General features: G+C 29.9%; 30 protein-coding genes. 1 reads left to right on the top strand and 29 read right to left on the bottom strand.

The features are described 5' to 3' along the window. From ACNI3D_RS05990 to ACNI3D_RS05975, 4 genes are all read right to left on the bottom strand, one after another. On the bottom strand, positions 1-801 hold the full coding sequence (locus ACNI3D_RS05990) for a metal ABC transporter solute-binding protein, Zn/Mn family (protein WP_419768608.1): 801 nt from the start codon (positions 799-801) through the stop codon (positions 1-3). Between the two features lie 55 nt (positions 802-856). After that, on the bottom strand, positions 857-2,608 hold the full coding sequence (gene aspS / locus ACNI3D_RS05985; protein ID WP_129101172.1) for an aspartate--tRNA ligase: 1,752 nt from the start codon (positions 2,606-2,608) through the stop codon (positions 857-859). Between the two features lie 82 nt (positions 2,609-2,690). Continuing rightward, entirely contained in the window at positions 2,691-3,788 is a 1,098-nt protein-coding gene (locus ACNI3D_RS05980; RefSeq protein WP_419768607.1) for a hypothetical protein, read from the bottom strand. Continuing rightward, positions 3,785-4,453: a uracil-DNA glycosylase gene (locus ACNI3D_RS05975; RefSeq protein WP_419768606.1), complete on the bottom strand. Its 669-nt coding sequence runs from the start codon at positions 4,451-4,453 to the stop codon at positions 3,785-3,787. Before ACNI3D_RS05975 ends, ACNI3D_RS05980 begins: the two co-directional genes overlap by 4 nt. Positions 4,454-4,648: 195 nt before the next feature. Here ACNI3D_RS05975 and ACNI3D_RS05970 point away from each other — a divergent pair, with 195 nt between their 5' ends. After that, positions 4,649-4,804, top strand: a complete 156-nt coding sequence (locus ACNI3D_RS05970; RefSeq protein ID WP_419768605.1) for a hypothetical protein — start codon at positions 4,649-4,651, stop codon at positions 4,802-4,804. An 83-nt stretch (positions 4,805-4,887) separates the two neighbouring features. Here ACNI3D_RS05970 and ACNI3D_RS05965 read toward each other — a convergent pair whose 3' ends face one another. From ACNI3D_RS05965 to ACNI3D_RS05845, 25 genes are all read right to left on the bottom strand, one after another. Further along, positions 4,888-6,012, bottom strand: coding sequence for a GGDEF domain-containing protein (locus ACNI3D_RS05965; protein ID WP_129101168.1), 1,125 nt, complete (start codon positions 6,010-6,012; stop codon positions 4,888-4,890). 100 nt (positions 6,013-6,112) lie between these two features. Next, the gene (gene infA, locus ACNI3D_RS05960) at positions 6,113-6,334 is read right to left on the bottom strand and encodes a translation initiation factor IF-1 (protein ID WP_013134930.1); all 222 of its coding nucleotides are present in this window, start codon (positions 6,332-6,334) and stop codon (positions 6,113-6,115) included. Between the two features lie 11 nt (positions 6,335-6,345). Continuing rightward, complete coding sequence (map, locus tag ACNI3D_RS05955; protein WP_419768604.1) at positions 6,346-7,104, bottom strand: type I methionyl aminopeptidase; 759 nt, start codon at positions 7,102-7,104, stop codon at positions 6,346-6,348. Positions 7,105-7,109: 5 nt separating this feature from the next. Further along, positions 7,110-8,372, bottom strand: coding sequence for a preprotein translocase subunit SecY (gene secY / locus ACNI3D_RS05950; protein WP_375723234.1), 1,263 nt, complete (start codon positions 8,370-8,372; stop codon positions 7,110-7,112). Positions 8,373-8,374: 2 nt separating this feature from the next. After that, positions 8,375-8,773: a 50S ribosomal protein L15 gene (rplO, locus tag ACNI3D_RS05945; protein WP_129101165.1), complete on the bottom strand. Its 399-nt coding sequence runs from the start codon at positions 8,771-8,773 to the stop codon at positions 8,375-8,377. Positions 8,774-8,776: 3 nt separating this feature from the next. Then, a complete protein-coding gene (gene rpsE, locus ACNI3D_RS05940) occupies positions 8,777-9,220 on the bottom strand; it encodes a 30S ribosomal protein S5 (RefSeq protein ID WP_013134926.1) in 444 nt (147 codons plus the stop codon). A 9-nt stretch (positions 9,221-9,229) separates the two neighbouring features. After that, the gene (gene rplR / locus ACNI3D_RS05935; RefSeq protein WP_129101164.1) at positions 9,230-9,589 is read right to left on the bottom strand and encodes a 50S ribosomal protein L18; all 360 of its coding nucleotides are present in this window, start codon (positions 9,587-9,589) and stop codon (positions 9,230-9,232) included. Between the two features lie 10 nt (positions 9,590-9,599). Next, positions 9,600-10,136, bottom strand: a complete 537-nt coding sequence (rplF, locus tag ACNI3D_RS05930; protein ID WP_129101163.1) for a 50S ribosomal protein L6 — start codon at positions 10,134-10,136, stop codon at positions 9,600-9,602. Between the two features lie 11 nt (positions 10,137-10,147). Continuing rightward, positions 10,148-10,546: a 30S ribosomal protein S8 gene (gene rpsH / locus ACNI3D_RS05925; RefSeq protein ID WP_013134923.1), complete on the bottom strand. Its 399-nt coding sequence runs from the start codon at positions 10,544-10,546 to the stop codon at positions 10,148-10,150. Between the two features lie 12 nt (positions 10,547-10,558). Beyond that, positions 10,559-10,744 (bottom strand): type Z 30S ribosomal protein S14, encoded by a 186-nt coding sequence (locus ACNI3D_RS05920; protein ID WP_013134922.1) that lies wholly within the window; start codon positions 10,742-10,744, stop codon positions 10,559-10,561. Next, positions 10,744-11,292, bottom strand: a complete 549-nt coding sequence (rplE, locus tag ACNI3D_RS05915; protein ID WP_129101162.1) for a 50S ribosomal protein L5 — start codon at positions 11,290-11,292, stop codon at positions 10,744-10,746. Before rplE ends, ACNI3D_RS05920 begins: the two co-directional genes overlap by 1 nt. 1 nt (position 11,293) lies before the next feature. Further along, on the bottom strand, positions 11,294-11,533 hold the full coding sequence (rplX, locus tag ACNI3D_RS05910; RefSeq protein ID WP_129101161.1) for a 50S ribosomal protein L24: 240 nt from the start codon (positions 11,531-11,533) through the stop codon (positions 11,294-11,296). A gap of 1 nt (position 11,534) precedes the next feature. After that, complete coding sequence (rplN, locus tag ACNI3D_RS05905; protein ID WP_013134919.1) at positions 11,535-11,903, bottom strand: 50S ribosomal protein L14; 369 nt, start codon at positions 11,901-11,903, stop codon at positions 11,535-11,537. After that, positions 11,903-12,157 carry a 30S ribosomal protein S17 gene (rpsQ, locus tag ACNI3D_RS05900; RefSeq protein WP_129101160.1) on the bottom strand — a complete coding sequence of 85 codons (255 nt, stop codon included), beginning with the start codon at positions 12,155-12,157 and terminating at the stop codon, positions 11,903-11,905. Before rpsQ ends, rplN begins: the two co-directional genes overlap by 1 nt. 11 nt (positions 12,158-12,168) lie before the next feature. Next, a complete protein-coding gene (rpmC, locus tag ACNI3D_RS05895; RefSeq protein ID WP_013134917.1) occupies positions 12,169-12,360 on the bottom strand; it encodes a 50S ribosomal protein L29 in 192 nt (63 codons plus the stop codon). Next, entirely contained in the window at positions 12,347-12,772 is a 426-nt protein-coding gene (gene rplP, locus ACNI3D_RS05890; RefSeq protein WP_129101159.1) for a 50S ribosomal protein L16, read from the bottom strand. Before rplP ends, rpmC begins: the two co-directional genes overlap by 14 nt. A gap of 2 nt (positions 12,773-12,774) precedes the next feature. Continuing rightward, positions 12,775-13,473 carry a 30S ribosomal protein S3 gene (rpsC, locus tag ACNI3D_RS05885; RefSeq protein WP_129101158.1) on the bottom strand — a complete coding sequence of 233 codons (699 nt, stop codon included), beginning with the start codon at positions 13,471-13,473 and terminating at the stop codon, positions 12,775-12,777. Further along, complete coding sequence (gene rplV / locus ACNI3D_RS05880) at positions 13,473-13,805, bottom strand: 50S ribosomal protein L22 (protein ID WP_129101157.1); 333 nt, start codon at positions 13,803-13,805, stop codon at positions 13,473-13,475. Before rplV ends, rpsC begins: the two co-directional genes overlap by 1 nt. A gap of 1 nt (position 13,806) precedes the next feature. Further along, a complete protein-coding gene (gene rpsS, locus ACNI3D_RS05875) occupies positions 13,807-14,085 on the bottom strand; it encodes a 30S ribosomal protein S19 (RefSeq protein WP_013134913.1) in 279 nt (92 codons plus the stop codon). A 9-nt stretch (positions 14,086-14,094) separates the two neighbouring features. Next, positions 14,095-14,922 (bottom strand): 50S ribosomal protein L2, encoded by an 828-nt coding sequence (gene rplB, locus ACNI3D_RS05870; protein ID WP_129101156.1) that lies wholly within the window; start codon positions 14,920-14,922, stop codon positions 14,095-14,097. Between the two features lie 9 nt (positions 14,923-14,931). Next, entirely contained in the window at positions 14,932-15,213 is a 282-nt protein-coding gene (locus ACNI3D_RS05865; protein ID WP_013134911.1) for a 50S ribosomal protein L23, read from the bottom strand. Position 15,214: 1 nt separating this feature from the next. Then, the gene (gene rplD, locus ACNI3D_RS05860) at positions 15,215-15,802 is read right to left on the bottom strand and encodes a 50S ribosomal protein L4 (protein ID WP_419768603.1); all 588 of its coding nucleotides are present in this window, start codon (positions 15,800-15,802) and stop codon (positions 15,215-15,217) included. Then, a complete protein-coding gene (gene rplC / locus ACNI3D_RS05855) occupies positions 15,799-16,374 on the bottom strand; it encodes a 50S ribosomal protein L3 (protein WP_129101154.1) in 576 nt (191 codons plus the stop codon). Before rplC ends, rplD begins: the two co-directional genes overlap by 4 nt. Before the next feature lie 13 nt (positions 16,375-16,387). Further along, on the bottom strand, positions 16,388-16,702 hold the full coding sequence (rpsJ, locus tag ACNI3D_RS05850) for a 30S ribosomal protein S10 (protein WP_013134908.1): 315 nt from the start codon (positions 16,700-16,702) through the stop codon (positions 16,388-16,390). Between the two features lie 333 nt (positions 16,703-17,035). Continuing rightward, the gene (locus ACNI3D_RS05845) at positions 17,036-17,791 is read right to left on the bottom strand and encodes a YkgJ family cysteine cluster protein (RefSeq protein ID WP_419768602.1); all 756 of its coding nucleotides are present in this window, start codon (positions 17,789-17,791) and stop codon (positions 17,036-17,038) included. Between the last annotated feature and the right edge of the window lie 10 nt (positions 17,792-17,801).

Below are 17,801 nucleotides of genomic sequence, written 5' to 3'. Positions count from 1 at the left end.
TTATTCCTCTTTTTTAGAGGCTATTTTGTCTGAAAGAACAAATAAATCAGCGAACCAATTAAAAGAGTAAATATCAGTATGAATAACTTCCATATTGTTTGCATTTGACCAAGTATTATAAACATTGTAATTAATGCTTTTATCAACTATTAAATATTTTATATTTTTTTCTTTACTTAGTCTATAAATTTCTGTAAATTTAGGACCACTTAATATTTCATTTTCTGCACGATAATATCTAACATCAAATCTATTTAAAAAATATTCTAATTTATCATTGAAAACCATTACAGCATTTGTAGAATAAAATAAAGTATCTTTTAATCGTAAAAATATTTTGTCTAACTCCACCATCAAAGTTTGATAATTTAATTCAAAAAACTCTTTATTATTTGGATCATTTTTTATAAGGATATCAAGCATAACTTTTGTAACTTTTCTAACTCTTAAAGGATCTAACCAAAAATAAGGATTGACCTTTCCATTATCATAAAGTTTTTCAACATCTTTACTTGTATCAATAACTTTCAAATCACTGTTATACCCAAGTAGTTCTTTTGCATACTCCTTCTCCACTGGAAGTCCTATTGTCAAATAAGCATCCGAAAAAGCAAATCTTCTAAAATATACATGATCTAATTTTTGAGTGTAATCTACACCTTCATATAAAGTTTTAACTTTTACCTTACTTTGCCCAATTCGCTCTAAAAAGAATTTTTGTGGTTCAATAGTTACTGTATAAGAAACTCTTGCATAAATAAAAGTAGATAAAAGAATAAGGAGTAATATTAATTTTTTCATTATGATAGTTTATAAAAAAGAAGTTAAAACTTCCTTTTTATATAAAACTAATATCTTAGATATTAGCTTGTTTTCTAATTCTTAGACTTAGCTCTTTTAGTTGTTCTTCATCAACAGGGCTTGGTGCTTGAGTCATAAGACATTGTGCTCTTTGTGTTTTAGGGAAAGCAATAACATCTCTAATAGAATCAGTACCAGCTAAAAGCATAATCATTCTATCAAGTCCTAAAGCAAATCCACCATGTGGAGGTGCACCAAATTGAAGTGCATCAAGTAAGAAACCAAATTTTTCTCTTGCTTCTTCATCTGATATTCCCATTAAAGAGAATACTTCTGATTGAATATTCTCTTTATGAATTCTTATACTTCCACCACCTAATTCTGTACCATTTAATACAATATCATAAGCAATAGATTCTATTTCTTCAAGATTATCTTTATTTAAATCTTTTGGCATAGTAAATGGATGATGTAAAGCTTTTACTCTTCCATCTTCCACTTCAAACATAGGAAAATCAACTACCCATAGAAATTTAAAAGTATCTGCAGGAACAATTTCCATTTGATCTGCTAAGTGAAGTCTAAATCTTCCCATATAATCCCAAACTATCTTTTTATGCCCAGCTCCAAAGAATACAACATCACCTACTTCAAGTTCTGTTACTTTTACAATCTCTTCTAAATCAGCTTCTGTAAAGAATTTTGTTAATGGTCCTTTTAAACCATCTTCTTTCATTTGAAAATACCCTAAACCTTGAGCTCCAAATTTTCTTACATAATCTTCAAAAGCCTTCATTTGTCTTTTTGAGAAAATATTATCTCCATTTGGACATTTAATTGCTTTGATTCTATTATGAGCTTTATCTTTTGCAATACCAGCAAAAATTTCATTTGAACTTCTTGCAAAAATATCAATAACATCTACAAGTGGCATATCAAATCTTAAATCAGGTTTATCACTTCCATATTGTTCCATTGCTTCATTATAAGTCATTCTTGGGAAAGTTGAAGGAACATCTTTACCACAAGCAGTAAAAGTATCATGAATCAATTTCTCAGCAACTTTTATAACATCTTCTTGAGTACAAAAACTCATCTCAACATCTATTTGAGTAAATTCTGGTTGTCTATCTGCTCTTAAATCTTCATCTCTAAAACATTTTGCTATTTGAAAATATTTATCAAAACCACTTACCATAAGAAGTTGTTTAAAGATTTGAGGAGATTGTGGTAATGCATAAAATTCACCAGGATGAACTCTTGATGGGACTAAGTAATCTCTAGCACCCTCTGGTGTAGATTTAGTCAAAATTGGAGTTTCTACATCTAAAAATTCCATTTCATTTAAACAGTTTCGAATAGCTATATTTGCTGTACTTCTAAGTTTGAAAATATCATAAGATCTTTTTGTTCTTAATTCTAAAAATCTATTTCTTAATCTAATCTCTTCATTAACTTTTTCATCACCTAAATCAAATGGCATAGGTTTTGATCTGTTTTCAATAATCAAATCAGACAAAACAATTTCAATTTTTCCTGTTACTAAGTTTGGATTTTCTAATCCTTCACCTCTAGCTCTTACTTTTCCAGTTGCAATCAAAACAAACTCATCTCTAACTTTTTCAGCAGTTTCTAAAGCATCTTTACAATCAGCAGGATCAGCAACAAGTTGTACTAAACCACCCTTGTCTCTTAAATCAATAAAAATAATACCACCATGATCTCTTCTACTATTTACCCAACCTGCAACAGTAACTTCTTGACCAATAAGTGATTCTGTAACTTCTGTACAATAATGCGTTCTCAATTCATGCTCCAAAACAGGGCATTTGCCCTTTATAAAATATACGCGATTATATCTAAAAGTTGTTGAGAGTTTTTTTAAAGTGTTATTTAAGTTCTAGTTTTTTGAAACTACTTTTTGTAGAATAATACAAATGTGTATCATAAAGTACTTCTTGATTTAAAATCTGATTTTTTATTAAGGCATTTTTATTCTTTGTAAATAAATAGTTAATCCCTACTAATGTTGAATAATTTACCCAGTTATATTTAATATCTGTGTCGAGCAAATATAATAATTCTGTTAATTTAGCATCCGTATCTTCTATAGAACTAGCTAAAATTAGATTTAATCTATCTTCGTACTGAGTTAATGATAAAATTAAAGGATCAAAATTAAGTTGAGTAGTCATAATTACACCATTTTCAGTCTCATAAGCATAAAGTTGAGAAAGAATAATAGAAGATTTTACTAAGGTAGTATTTATCATCAAATTAGTATGTTTTAAACTTTCATTTGTAACCATATTTTTAAAGTTATTATTGCTTTGCATTACTTTTTGATTTACAACAATATTTGGAACTAATCTTTCATAAATACCTTTTAGCATATTTCCGATACTTGAATCTTCATAAAACTGTGCATTATCACCCGTTGATAATTCCAAAAGCTTTTTCATTTGATTTTCATAAGAAATAGCTCCATAAATAAAATTAGATGAAGTGATAAAATAAGCATCATTTCTACTTATTAAAGGAAAATATACTTGCATATCAGTAAATGCAGAAATATTTCTGATGTTACTTAACGCATCACTTGTAAATAAAGCAATAATTTTTTTATATCCTTTATTTTTTATTTCATACATTGTATTAGATATATTTTCAAAGCTTTCATCTTCACTGTCAAATGATTCTATTTCAAACTTTTTATTTTGGAATAATAAATATCCAATTACACTATTAATAGTTGAATTACCATATTTTCCAACTACTTTTGAAGGAAATATAATTGCTATTTTAAAATCTTCATCTTCCAATTCTTCATTATTATTTTGAGTAAAAATTGAACTTGGAGTATAGATATTTTCATTTGTATTAGTATTATTAATTTTTGAATTATTTTGATTAGGTATTTTTATTTCTTTATTAGCACAAGCAGTAAATAAGAAAAGTATTGCGACTAAAAGATAAAGATGTTTCACATTTGCTCCATAATTGCTTTAATTTTTAATAAATCTTCATAAGCCTCTCCTTTAGAGGAAGGGTTTCGTAAAAGATAACTTGGCTCATAAGTACATATAATATCTAAATCATTATTAGGGATAACTTTACCTCTAATTTCACTAAAAGCTGTATTATCACTTGTAAAGTATCGATATACACTTTCTCCTAGTATAACCAATAATTTTGGTTTTACTAACTCTATTTGTTTGTCTAAATAGGATTTACAATTATTAATATGCTCCGCTTTTATTTCACTATTAGGAGAAATACATTTTACTATATTTGTTATATAAACAGTTTCACAAGGTACTTTTAAAACTTTTTCAATCATGTTTTTTAATAAGTCACCTGATTTACCCACATAAAAAGCATCAACTTCATCTTCACTTACAGTAGGAGATTCTTTTAAAAACATGATATTAGAATTTATATTTCCACTTCCAAATAAAACATTTTCCCTGTACTTTGATAATTGGCATAAATGACAATTTTTTACTAGCTCTTCTAATTGTTTTATATTATCAGGTAATTTTACTTGTTCTGTATTACTATTTTTAAAATTTAGATTTTCACCATATTCATATCCAATAGATTTTAGAAAGTTCAATTGATAAAGTAATTTGTTTTGTAAATTTTTTGTCATGCAAGATTGTACAAAATTATCCCTTTTTTTTAAATTTGTTCAAATTATTGGAACAATATTAATATTATTATTGACATTTGTTCCAAATATTTGTACAATACTCAAAGTAAGATATATTATAGGATTGATTATGACTGCTCCAAGTTTAAGAAAATTAGAAAATGATTTAGAAATAAATAAAACTACATTGCATAATTGGAAAAAAATAGACCTAAATTATTTGAATTTATTATTGATTCATATAAAGATAAAGAGATGTTAAAAAATAATTTAAATTCGTTGATTCAACAAAAAGAGATATTAGAAAAAGAGATTAGTTTAACAAAAGAAAGAGTGCCTGAAGATATTTAGTATTTATATCTATGGGGTTTTAGTTATTTGTATACTTTTAAATTGCGCGCAAGTAAATGACTAAGGCTTCATAGGTATAAGTATTAGAGTAGTATTTTATCATTATCAAAAATAATTCTACTTTTCCCTTCATGTTTTGCTTTATACAATAATATATCAGCATATTTCATCGCATCTTCATAAGAGTTATAATTTGTTCTATAAGATACTCCAGCAGAAAAACCAACTTTTACACTAAGATCTTTATTGTAAATAAATTTGTGGCTATCTATAATTTCTTTTACTCTTTTTATGTATTTGTATACTTCTTCTTCCTCTGTATAACTTACAAGAATTACAAACTCTTCACCACCATATCTACATAAAATATCTTCTTCTCTCATAAGTTTTCTAAGTATAGTAGAAAAACTTTTTAATATAACATCACCACATTCATGTCCATTGACATCATTTATTTCTTTAAAATCGTCAATATCAATAAATATAATTGCATATCTAGAATTAAAAGTTACATATCTATTTTCGACTTTTAAAATTACAGAAGTATATCCTCTTCTATTAAGTGCACCAGTTAAAAAGTCAATATCTTTTTCTATTTTTAATTTTTCTAAATCATCTTGTAATTTGGCAATATTATTTTCTAATTTAGAGCATTTTTCTTTGCCCTTGATTAACTGAATCTTTGAATCATCTAAGTTTGTTTCTATATTATATATCAAATCAGCAAGTTTTGCATGTAATATTCTTAGCTCTCTATTAGAGTGTTCTGAAACATTTAGCTCTTTTAAATCATTTTTGAAAATCTCTAATTTTGATGAAGAATTATCACTAAGTAGTAAACTATTTTCATACTCTTTCATTAATAATGCTATAAACTTTTTAATATCTTCAGATTTTGATTTAAAAACAGCTCTATCTAAATCTACTCTTTCATTAGTAATATTAATTAATTTATTAATCATTGATTCATCATCAAGTTTTTCAGGACTTTTCATTAACTCAAAAATTACTTCTTCTATCTTATGATAAATTGATTGTTCAATTGAAGGCTTTAATAATTCTGGTAAATAGGTAATAAATTTTAGTATTTCAATATTTTGTAGTTCAGATTTTGTGAAGTTAAGTAAGTCATTAGATATAACATTAAACTTTTGATCTTCTTTTTTGTCTTTTTTAAAATCATCAATATTATTAATGTTTTTTTCCATTTTTTTCCAATAGTTATATAAGTATATACAGAGATTATATCAATAAGATTTTAAAATAAGCTAAAAAAAAGAAAGTATTAATATAATACTTTCTTTTCTTTTATTTATATCGGTGAGTAATTCTACCCTTATCAAGTGAATAAGGGGTGATTTCTACTTTAACTTTATCATTAGGTAAAATTTTTATGTAGTGCATTCTCATTTTTCCAGATATATGACATAAAACTACATGTCCATTATTATCCAATTCAACTCTAAACATTGCATTTGGTAAAGCTTCAATAACTTTACCGTCAATTACAATTACATCATCTTTTGCCACATTTTTTCCTTCTATGCCTCGCTTAAAATCACTGCTTTTCCATTGATAACAGCGACTGTATGTTCATAATGACTAGTTCTTAATCCATCTTTTGATACAACATCCCAACCATTGTCTAAAATGATAGGTTCTCTATCTTTTTGACAAACCATTGGTTCCAAACAAAATACCATTCCATTTTTTATTTTTGGACCTGATTTAATATTTGGAGTTTCTACATAATTTGGAATTTCAGGTTCAGTATGGGGCTTTTTCCCAATACCATGTCCACAGAATCTAATTAACGGTTGATATCCTCTTTGCACAATAAATTGCTCTATTGCAAAAGATAACTCTTTAAATCTCATACCTTCTTTTATAATATCAATAGCATAATATAATGCATCTTTCGAACAAGCAATTAATTCCTCATCCTCTTTTGATATTTTTCCAATAGGCATAGTAATGGCAGCATCACCATACCAACCATCAATTTCAGTACCTATGTCTAAACCTAAAATATCACCCTCTTGTAGAACAGTATTCGATGGAATACCATGAATAACAACTTCATTTAGAGAAGTACATACTGCATTAGGGAAACCATAAAGGCCTTTAAATGAAGGTCTAGCACCTAAACTGGCTATGAAATCGTCACCCAGAGCATCAACTTCTAATAAAGTCATGCCTGGCTTAACGTTTTCTCTTAGATAATTCAAAGTCTTTCCAACTGCATGCGAAGCAGTTCGAAGCTTTTCTATCTCATTTTGTTTTCTTAGTGCAATTGCCATGATTTTTATAAACCAACCGCACTTAAAGTGTCATATTTGTTCATATACTGTTGAGCTTCAATTTTTCTCATAGTATCAATAGCAACTTGAACAACAATAAGTACTGCAACCCCACCAAAGTAAAATGGAACTCCCATAGACTTAACTAAAAGCCATGGCACTGTAGAAATTGCTCCTAAGTATAAAGCTCCCCATAGTGTTAATCTACCTGCTGTTTCATTTAAAAACTCAGCTGTTCCTTCTCCTGGTCTAATACCTGGAATAAAACCACCTTGTTTTTTTAAGTTTTCAGATATATCTTTTGCATTAAAAGTAATTGATGCATAAAAATATGCAAAGAAAACTACAAGTAAAAACATCAAAACATTAAATGTATAGCTAGTTGGACTTAAAAAGTCAGCAATACCTAATAAAATCTTATTTTGACTACCATGTAAAATTGTAGCTGGGAACATTAAAATTGCAGAGGCAAAAATTGCAGGAATTACACCACTTAAATTTACTTTAATAGGAATATAATTCATTACTCTTTTATTTTGACTTTGCATCATAACTTTTCTAGAATAAGAAACAGGAACTCTTCTTTCTCCTAGTTCTACATAAATAATTGCTCCAACTGTTGCAAGAATTATTACTAAAATTGCAATAACAGTTAAGAAATTCATTTGTCCATTATTAACTAATTCAACAGTACCACCAATTGCATGAGGAATTGCAGAAACAATACCAGCAAAGATAATTAATGAAATACCATTACCTATACCTTTTTGTGTGATTTGTTCACCAATCCACATTAAAAGCATAGTACCAGTTAACATTGAGATTGCAGAAACTGCAACAAATGTATCCATATCTATTGTAATTGCACTTTGACCTGCTTTTCCAGTTAAAGAATTAAGACCCATTGATACACCAACTGCTTGAATTAAAGTAATTACAATAGTTGCATATCTGATAATTTGCATATATTTTTGCATACCATCACGTTCTTTTTTCATTTTACCAAGTGCAGGGAAAGTTGCGGCTAGAAGCTCCATAATAATTGAAGCTGTAATGTAAGGCATAATACCTAGTGAAATAATAGACAATCTTGAGATTGCATTTCCACTAAACATATTAACAAGACCTAATGCATTGTTTGCATTTGAGTCGAAAAATTCTTTTACTACGTCAATATTTACACCAGGTACTGGCACATATGCCAGTACTCTGTATAGAAATATAAAACCTAATGTAATAAGAATCTTATTTATTAGATCTTTACTCATGGTTATTTACCAGTTGTAGTAACGTTTTCATCTTTGATCTTAGAAGTTAAATCTTTTGCGCAAGATCCAACTAGTTTAACTTTTGTTACTGATTTTGATAATTTATACACAGATTTAATTGTCTCTAATGTAATTTCACTTAACTCAGCAACTTGCTTAACTTTATCAACATTAATTGAATAAGGTTTAGTTACTCTTGATACAAAACCGATTTTAGGAAGTCTTTTTTGGATTGGCATTTGCCCACCTTCAAAACCTCTTTTTATTTTGTAACCAGATCTAGCTTTTTGACCTTTGTTACCTTTACCGGCAGTTTTACCTGTACCACTACCTTGTCCTCTACCTACTCTTTTAACATTCTTTGTACTACCATCTGCTGGTCTTAAAGTTTCTAATGTCATTTATTATCCTTTTATTCTAGCTAAAGCTTCAACTGTAGCTTGCACTAAGTTGTTAGGATTATTTGAACCTAAAGATTTTGCGATAATATCTTTAACTCCAGAAAGCTCAAGAACAGGTCTTGCCGCACCACCTGCAATAAGTCCTGTACCTTCAGATGCTGGTTTTAATAATATTTTAGAAGCATTATATTTATGCTCAATATCATGTGCAATTGTAGTTCCATGAATAGACACTTTTACTAAAGATTTAAATGCATCATCTAAAGCTTTTTTAATAGCATCTGGAACTTCTTTAGCTTTACCCATACCAAAACCTACAGTACCGTTTTTATCTCCAACAACAACTAAAGCTGTAAATCTGAATCTTCTTCCACCCTTTACAACTTTTGTTACTCTTCCGATTTTAACGATTGCTTCTTGAAAATCTTCTCTATTTACTGCTGCCATCATTAACCCTTATAATTTGATACCATTATCTCTTAGTGATTGTGCAAATGCAGCAATAACACCGTGATATAGGTAACCATTTCTATCAAATACAACTGTATCAATCCCAGCAGCTTTTAAATTTTCAGCAAATTGTGCTGCAACTTTAACTGCATTATCTTTATTAACTGTTAAATCCAATGCTTTTGAACTAACCGAAGCCAGTGTAACACCTTCAACATCATTAATTGCTTGCGCACTTAAATATTTGTTTGATTTAAAAATTGAAACTCTTGGCTTAGAAGCAGTACCAGAAATTGATCCTCTTACTCTTCTTTTTCTTTTAATTCTTAAAGAATTTTTTTTAGCTATATCTTTTGCTCTACTCATTCTTTACACCTTACTTCTTAGCAGTTTTTCCGGCTTTTCTGATGATTTTCTCATCAGTATATTTAACACCTTTACCTTTGTAAGGTTCTGGTTTTCTAAAGCCTCTAATAATTGCAGCAGCTTGACCAACTTGTTGTTTGTCAGCACCAATAACATTAATCACATTTTTCTCAACAGTAATTTCTAATCCATCAGCGATTTCATAGTTAATTGGGTGAGAATAACCTAATTGTAGTTCTAAAACACTACCTTTTACAGCAGCTCTATAACCAACACCGTTGATTTCTAAAGATTTTTTGAAACCTTCACTTAAACCAACAATAGCATTATTTAATAAAGCTCTATATGTTCCCCAGAAAGCTGATGATTCTTTTGTTTCACCAACTCTTGCTAAAACTACAGTGTTATTTGCAATTTCTACAGAAACTCTACCGTGAGTTTCTACTGAAGAAGTTTTGTTACCTTTTTTTACGTTTACAACTGTACCATCAACTGTTACTTCAACACCTGTTGGTATAGCAATAGGTTGTTTTCCAATTCTTGACATTATCTAACTCCCTACCAAACAGTACACAGTACTTCACCACCAACATTTGCAGCATAAGCTTCATCGTTAGCGATAACACCCTTGTTTGTAGAAACAATGATTGTACCATATCCGTTTTTGAAATTTTTCAATTCAGAAGAAGCTTTATAAACTCTTCTTCCTGATTTAGAAACTCTTTTAATCTCATTGATTGCAGAAGTTTCTTTTTCATCATATTTTAATGTAACTTGAATAGTTTTTTTATTATTAGTTCCATCAACAACTTTGAAAGAGTCAATGTAACCCTTTGCCTCTAATACTGTTAAGATACCTACAACTGTATTAGAATGTAACAAAGTAGTAACTTCAAGTTTTCTCAATGCTGCATTTCTAATTCTAGTTAAAGCATCTGCGATTATATCATTCATCATAGCTTTATTTCCTTACCAACTAGCTTTTCTAACACCAGGTAATAAACCTTCGTTAGCCATTTTTCTTAAACAAATTCTACAAAGACCAAAGTCTTTGTAAACTGAATGTGGTCTTCCACATACTGAACATCTTGTATATGCTCTAACAGCGAACTTAGGAGTTCGTTGTTGTTTCATAATCATAGATTTCTTAGCCATTATTCTCTACCTTTTGTAAATGGAATTCCTACAAGCTCTAATAATCTATAAGCTTCTTTATCAGAAGCAGAAGATGTTGTAATAGAAATATTCATACCATGTGTTTTAATAATGTTATCGTAAACAACTTCTGGAAACATTAATTGCTCATTAAGACCAAAGTTAAAATTTCCTCTTCCATCAAAACCATTTCTATCTAAACCTTGGAAGTCTTTTACTCTAGGTAATGCAATAGAACATAATTTATCAATGAATGCATACATATTTTCACCTCTAAGTGTAACTTTTACACCTACAGGCATACCTTCTCTTACTTTAAAACCAGCAACTGATTTTTTAGCAATGATTTGGATAGCATGTTGTCCTGCAATTAAAGAGATAGTATCTTGAATGTTTTGCATCAATTTAGTATCTTTCATTGCTTCACCAGCACCAACAGAGATAACTACTTTTTCTAACTTAGCAGTTAACATTTTGTTTTTAGGAAACTCATTTTGTAAAGCTGGTTTAATCTCTGCGTTATATCTTTCGTATAATCTGTTCGCCATCTTACTCACCTTCTACTTTTGCTACATTAGAGATATCCATTGGCATCTCTTTGTTTACAAAACCACCATTAGGGTTTTTGTCTTGATCAGGCTTTACAGTTTTTTTAGCAACTTTACAATCTTTTACAATAACTTGTAATTTAGATGGGATAACTCTTAAAACTTCACCAGTTTTACCTTTATCATCACCTGCGATGATTTTAACTGTATCACCTTTTTTAATTTTTAATTTAACCGCCATATTATAATACCTCCGGTGCAAGTGAAACGATCTTCATGAAACCTGAATATCTAACTTCTCTAGCAACTGGTCCAAAAATTCTTGTTCCAATTGGTTCTTTTTTTGCATCAAGAATAACTGCTGCATTATCATCAAATCTGATTAATGAACCATTTTCTCTTTGAACTTCTTTGTGAGTTCTAACAACAACAGCTTTAACAACTTGACCTTTTTTAACTTTTCCAGTAGGAATAGCTTTTTTAACAGAAGCAACAATAACGTCACCAACTGTTGCATATCTTCTTTTAGAACCACCTAAAACTTTGATACACATGATCTCTTTTGCACCTGTGTTGTCTGCTACGTTTAATCTAGTAAAACTTTGAATCATTATTTAACTCCTGTAGCAACAATTGTCTTTAATCTAAAAGATTTAGTTTTAGATAAAGGTCTACACTCAATCGCAATTACAGTATCACCTTCAGCTAATTCATTTTTTTCATCATGAACTAAATATTTTTTAAATCTCTTAACAGTTTTGTGGTATTTAGGATGTAATACTGATCTTGTTACTAAAACAGAAGCAGTTTTTTCTCCAGAAACTTTTACCACTACACCTTGAATCTCTCTTTTATGCGTACTCATACTACAGATCCTTACTTAGCTTTTACTGCAGTAATAGCTGTTTGAATTTTTGCGATATCTTTTTTCGCAACATTTAATTCAGATGTATTAGTCAACTGCATAGTTTTTAGCTTAGCTTTTAATTCAAAAAGAAGCACCTTTTTCTCTTTTAATAACTCGTTTAGCTCGTTTAGGCTTTTATCTTTAATATCAGAATAAGTCATTTTCGCTCTCTTTTGTTACAATTTTACATTTAAATGGTAATTTGTGAACTGCTAAAGTCAATGCTGCTCTAGCAACTTCATCACTTACACCAGCCATCTCGAAACAAATTCTTCCTGGCTTAATGTTCATTACCCATTTGTCAACTGGACCTTTACCTTTACCCATTCTTGTTTCTAATGGTTTAGCAGTAAGTGGTTTAGCTGGGAATACACAAATCCATACTTTACCTTGTCTTTTAATAGCTCTTGTCATAGCAATTCTGGCAGCTTCGATTTGTCTTGAATCGATTCTTCCATGCTCTAAAGCTTTAATTCCAATATTACCATATGCTAATGTGTTGGCTCTCATAGATTTACCTCTATTTCGACCCTTCATTACTTTTCTATATTTTGTTCTTTTAGGCATTAACATAATTATTTACCTCTTTTCTTTGTTGGTCTTCTTTTTGGTTTAGAAGCTTCTTCTTTTTCAACTGGAATACCTTTAGCAAGTACTTCACCTTTGAAAATCCAAACTTTTACACCAACACAACCATATGTAGTATGTGCTTCAGCAAAACCATAATCAATTCTAGCTCTTAAAGTATGTAAAGGAACTCTTCCTTCTAAGTACCACTCAGTTCTAGCCATTTCAGCTCCACCAAGTCTACCAGAAACAGAAACTTTAATTCCTTTTGCTCCACCTTTAATAGCATTTTGCATAACTCTTTTCATAGCTCTTCTAAATGCAACTCTTCTTTCTAATTGTTGAGCAACATTTTCAGCAGCTAATTGACCAGAAAGTTGTGGTTTTCTCTCTTCTTTAATGTTTACAGCGATTTCTTTACCAACTAATTTAGTTAAAGAATTTTTTAATTTCTCAACGTCTGCACCCTTTTTACCAATAATGATACCAGGTCTTGCAGCAACAACTGTTACTCTTACTTTTTTAGCTGTTCTTTCGATTAAAGTTTGAGCGATTCCTGCATAGTAAAGCTCTTTTTTAACGAATTTTCTGATTTTGCTATCTTCTGCAACATTAGCAGGCATAGAAGAGAATTTAGGAAACCATCTTGATTCCCAGTTTCTATTGATACCTAATCTTAAACCAATTGGATTAACTTTTTGACCCATTACTTATCTCCTTTAGGTGCAGCTTCTACTTCAATAAAAATATGTGCCGTTGGCTTATGCTTTGGAGAAGCAGAACCTCTTGCTCTTGGAGTAAATCTTTTTAATACTGGACCTTTATCAACTCTTGCAGATGTAATAATTGCATCTTCAGCTTCTAATCCAGAGTTTGCAACTGCAGAAGCAATAACTTTTGAAATTAATCCAGCAGCTTTGTTAGGTGTAAATTCTAAAGATGCAATAGCATACTCTGCATTCATACCTTGAACTTCTCTAGCAATAAGTCTTGCTTTAATTGGAGAAACTCTAATAAATCTTAATATAGCTTTACCCATCTTATCCTACCTTCTTCTGAACAGAGCCTTTGTGACCCTTAAAAGTTCTAGTTGGTGCAAATTCACCTAATTTGTAACCCACGTGGTTCTCTGTAACATTTACAGGTACGAAGTTTCTTCCATTGTGCACATTAAAAGTTAAGCCAATCATATCAGGTAAAACTGTTGATCTTCTTGACCAAGTTTTAATTGGTTTTCTATCTTTAGTCTCAACTGCTTTGATAACTTTTTTCATTAAGTGCGCGTCTATAAATGGACCTTTTTTTACTGATCTTGACATCTTAAACCCTTACTTCTTTTTTCTTGAAATGATTAATTTATCACTAGCTTTTTTCTTTCTAGTTTTATAACCTTTAGTTGGCATACCCCATGGAGTAACTGGATGTCTACCTGAGTTAGTTTTACCTTCACCACCACCGTGTGGGTGATCAATTGGATTCATTGCAGATCCTCTAGTTTGAGGTCTAATACCAAGGTGTCTACTTCTACCAGCTTTACCAACAACCATGTTAGAGAAATCTTCATTACCAACGATACCAATAGTTGCCATACAAACAGCAAGAATTTTTCTCATTTCACCTGAAGGAAGTCTCATAATTACATATTTATCTTCTCTACCCATAATTTGAGCATATCCACCAGCAGATCTAGCGATTTGACCGCCTTTTCCTGGTTTCATTTCAATATTATGAACCATAGTACCAACTGGAATATTAACAAGTCTCATTGAATTTCCAGGAAGAATATCTAAACCAGATTCAGCAGCAGAAACTTTAGCTCCAACTTTTAAACCACTTGGTTGTAAAATATATCTTTTATCACCATCTGTATAAGTTACTAAACAGATTCTACAGTTTCTATATGGGTCGTACTCAATTGTAGAAACAGTACCCTCTACACCAAATTTATCTCTTTTGAAATCGATAATTCTGTAAAGTTTTTTAGCACCTGCTTCTCTATGTCTTGAAGTGATTCTTCCGTTACTATTTCTACCAGCTGTAGCTTTTACTCTTGTAAGTAAAGATCTAACTGTTGGTTTTGAAGTAATATCAGAAGTATCCATAACTGACATAAATCTTCTAGCAGGAGTTATTGGTCTAAATTTTTTAATTGCCATACTATCCCCTTATGCTGAAAGGTTCGCTATTTCAGCGCCCTCAGGTAATGTTACATAGAATTTTTTGAAATCAGCTCTTTTACCGATTTTCCCTCTAAATCTTTTAACTTTACCACTTTGTTTTAATGAATTAACTTTTGAAGGTGTAACTCCAAAATATTCTTTAAAAACATCTTTTAATCCGCTTTTAGTCATTCTAGGACTAGTCTGAACAACGATTACACCACTTTCTTGTAACTCAATAGTTTTTTCTGTGTATAATATTGCTTTAATATCTGTAATATCTGCCATCTTATGCCTCTTTTAATGCTTCAAGAACTGACTTCTCAACTAAGATTGAGTGATAAGCAGCTGCAATATAAGCATTTACTTCTTGTTTTTCAATCATATAACAGTTCTTAATGTTTCTATACGCCAAGTAAGTTTTTTCATCAATTGTATCAACAATGATTAAAGTATCTCTTTGGTTTAAACCATTTATAACTGCAACCGCATCTTTAGTTTTACCTGATTCTAATTTAACAGAATCAACTACAAATAAAGACTCTTTTTCAACATGAGTATTAATAGCAAATCTTAATGCTAAAACTTTTTGTTTTTTGTTAATTTTTTGATTGTAATTTCTAGCAGATGGTCCAAATACTTGTCCACCTCCAACAAATAATGGTGATCTTTTAGAACCCCATCTTGCACCACCAGAACCTTTTTGAGCTTTAGGTTTTTTACCACCACCTCTAACTTCAGTTCTGTTTTTTACTCTAGCTGTGTTTGCTCTTTGAGCTGCTAGGTATGATTTTACATATAAGTATAAGTTATGTGAATTAACATCTTTAAATGTTTCAGGTAATTCACCTGTTTTTACTACTACTGCATTACTCATTTAGCAATCCTTACTTTTCCTAATCCACCATTTGGTCCAGATACTGAACCTTTAACAGCTAAAATACCTGTCTCAGCATCAAAAGAGAAAATTTCATTTTTAACACTTACATTTGTATTTCCGTATTGTCCTGGCATTTTTTTACCTGGTTGAACTCTACCTGGCCACTCAGCATTACCGATTGAACCAGTTCTTTTTCCCATTCTATGACCATGTGATGCTCTACCACCAGCAAAGTTCCATCTTTTAACTGCACCAGAGAAACCTCTACCTTTAGTTTTAAAAGTAGTTTTTAAAATTTTAGCTTCTGCTAATCCAGATACATCTAAATCTCCAGCTTCAGTATTTGCTACTTCCATAGTTGCAAATCTATTGAATTCTTTAGATAAGTTGTATTTTTTTTGTTGCCCTTCTATAGTCTTGTTAAATTTCTTACCATTACTATATGATACAATTGCTACACCATCAGTTACTTCACATACTTTTGTATCAAGAACTTTTAAAAGTGTAACAGGAACAGCAGGAACTGAAACAGTTCTACTCATACCAATTTTTTCTACGATAAATTCCATTTGTTACCCTTTCTTATTCTTGACCCATAGATCTAACTTCAACATCAACTTCAGGAGCTAAGTCAAGTTTCATTAATGAATCTACTGTATCAGGAGTTGCAGATACGATATCAATCATTCTTGAATGAACTCTGATTTCGAATTGTTCTCTTGAATCTTTATTTACGTGAGGACCTTTGATTACTGTATATCTTCTGATTTTAGTTGGTAAAGGTATAGGACCTCTCAACTCAGCACCAGTTCTCTTAACAGCTTCAACAATTGAAGCAACACTTCTGTCTAAAACTCTGTGATCGTAAGCCTTAAGCTTTAATCTTATTTTTTCCATTTTTTTCCTTTAAAGAACTCGTTAAATGTGCGATAAACACACTCTAACCATTTTTCATGGACGCGCATTATAACTTTTTTCTTATGCAATGTCAATATATATGGGTCTTCATATCATTAATTACTATATTTATTTCCTTTTTAAAAGGATAAATATGCTTTATTTTAATATACATTAAGTTAATTGGAAGTTTAACTAATAAAAACTATTTTATACTTCTGTAAAACGTGTAAAACGGCTTATGAAATGTTAATTATTTGCTTATGAAATGTTAATGTACTTAATTATAGGCTTCATGATACTTTACTTACTTACATTTTATACGCAAATATTTTATTTATTAATCTTATGTTGAATAAAATCTAAAAATTTATTATATTTATTTAAAGAGTAAAACTTATTATTCCCATGTTTAATTGCAAAAAATGGAAAATTTGCATTTATTGGTAATCCTACAGTATACATAATGTTATTATCATGCTTAAGTAAATTGTGATACCCTTGTCCATATATATTATCTAATACATTATCTGCTGTACCTTGTACATAACATGATTCAAAACTTTTTGATAAATATGTTCTACATATCATAGGTCTTGCTTCATATATAGAACATACATCATCAATTAAAAAAGGGCAATCATATAATAGTGTACTTTCCTGTTCAATTATTGCCTCTTTTATATATTCTCTTTTATTAATTTTCTTGTCACGATCTTTTTCTTCTAATGAGTTTAAATTAATAGCTATAACTTCTTTTTTATCATCATCTAGTTCATTCAAATAATCTACTATATAATCTATTTCTAAAACTGGGAAACCTATCTTTAACCTTTTACAGCAATGTGAACATCCTTTGTCACATGCAAACTGTTCATTTGTTGTAGCCTTTTTAATCCTTTTATCAAATGATTTGTAATAATTAGGACTCAATACTGTATATAATGTTGAGAAATAATGATTTTCATCTTTCATGTAAAATGCAATTTTTTCAATACTTTCAAGAATCTCAAAAGTAGGACTTATTTTACTTTTATTCATAATCTCCTTGTTAATTATATCATTAGCTTTTTTGAAATTATCACTCATACTATTTCCT

It is taken from the genome of Arcobacter siniprincipis (SeqCode) (assembly GCF_048571125.1).
GTDB classification, from domain to species: domain Bacteria; phylum Campylobacterota; class Campylobacteria; order Campylobacterales; family Arcobacteraceae; genus Arcobacter; species Arcobacter siniprincipis.
The sequence above is the reverse complement of the archived record's forward strand: the minus strand, read 5'-3'. Positions and strand labels throughout refer to the sequence as shown.

Coding starts and splice junctions, on each gene's coding strand:
- ACNI3D_RS05990 (WP_419768608.1), bottom strand. CDS start 801: ATGAAAAAATTAATATTACTCCTTATTCTTTTATCTACTTTTATTTAT.
- ACNI3D_RS05975 (WP_419768606.1), bottom strand. CDS start 4,453: ATGACAAAAAATTTACAAAACAAATTACTTTATCAATTGAACTTTCTA.
- ACNI3D_RS05965 (WP_129101168.1), bottom strand. CDS start 6,012: ATGGAAAAAAACATTAATAATATTGATGATTTTAAAAAAGACAAAAAA.
- map (WP_419768604.1), bottom strand. CDS start 7,104: ATGGCAATTGCACTAAGAAAACAAAATGAGATAGAAAAGCTTCGAACT.
- secY (WP_375723234.1), bottom strand. CDS start 8,372: ATGAGTAAAGATCTAATAAATAAGATTCTTATTACATTAGGTTTTATA.
- rplO (WP_129101165.1), bottom strand. CDS start 8,773: ATGACATTAGAAACTTTAAGACCAGCAGATGGTAGTACAAAGAATGTT.
- rpsE (WP_013134926.1), bottom strand. CDS start 9,220: ATGGCAGCAGTAAATAGAGAAGATTTTCAAGAAGCAATCGTTAAAATC.
- rplR (WP_129101164.1), bottom strand. CDS start 9,589: ATGAGTAGAGCAAAAGATATAGCTAAAAAAAATTCTTTAAGAATTAAA.
- rplF (WP_129101163.1), bottom strand. CDS start 10,136: ATGTCAAGAATTGGAAAACAACCTATTGCTATACCAACAGGTGTTGAA.
- rpsH (WP_013134923.1), bottom strand. CDS start 10,546: ATGATGAATGATATAATCGCAGATGCTTTAACTAGAATTAGAAATGCA.
- ACNI3D_RS05920 (WP_013134922.1), bottom strand. CDS start 10,744: ATGGCTAAGAAATCTATGATTATGAAACAACAACGAACTCCTAAGTTC.
- rplE (WP_129101162.1), bottom strand. CDS start 11,292: ATGGCGAACAGATTATACGAAAGATATAACGCAGAGATTAAACCAGCT.
- rplX (WP_129101161.1), bottom strand. CDS start 11,533: ATGGCGGTTAAATTAAAAATTAAAAAAGGTGATACAGTTAAAATCATC.
- rplN (WP_013134919.1), bottom strand. CDS start 11,903: ATGATTCAAAGTTTTACTAGATTAAACGTAGCAGACAACACAGGTGCA.
- rpsQ (WP_129101160.1), bottom strand. CDS start 12,157: ATGAGTACGCATAAAAGAGAGATTCAAGGTGTAGTGGTAAAAGTTTCT.
- rpmC (WP_013134917.1), bottom strand. CDS start 12,360: ATGACTTATTCTGATATTAAAGATAAAAGCCTAAACGAGCTAAACGAG.
- rplP (WP_129101159.1), bottom strand. CDS start 12,772: ATGTTAATGCCTAAAAGAACAAAATATAGAAAAGTAATGAAGGGTCGA.
- rpsC (WP_129101158.1), bottom strand. CDS start 13,473: ATGGGTCAAAAAGTTAATCCAATTGGTTTAAGATTAGGTATCAATAGA.
- rplV (WP_129101157.1), bottom strand. CDS start 13,805: ATGGGTAAAGCTATATTAAGATTTATTAGAGTTTCTCCAATTAAAGCA.
- rpsS (WP_013134913.1), bottom strand. CDS start 14,085: ATGTCAAGATCAGTAAAAAAAGGTCCATTTATAGACGCGCACTTAATG.
- rplB (WP_129101156.1), bottom strand. CDS start 14,922: ATGGCAATTAAAAAATTTAGACCAATAACTCCTGCTAGAAGATTTATG.
- ACNI3D_RS05865 (WP_013134911.1), bottom strand. CDS start 15,213: ATGGCAGATATTACAGATATTAAAGCAATATTATACACAGAAAAAACT.
- rplD (WP_419768603.1), bottom strand. CDS start 15,802: ATGAGTAATGCAGTAGTAGTAAAAACAGGTGAATTACCTGAAACATTT.
- rplC (WP_129101154.1), bottom strand. CDS start 16,374: ATGGAATTTATCGTAGAAAAAATTGGTATGAGTAGAACTGTTTCAGTT.
- rpsJ (WP_013134908.1), bottom strand. CDS start 16,702: ATGGAAAAAATAAGATTAAAGCTTAAGGCTTACGATCACAGAGTTTTA.
- ACNI3D_RS05845 (WP_419768602.1), bottom strand. CDS start 17,791: ATGAGTGATAATTTCAAAAAAGCTAATGATATAATTAACAAGGAGATT.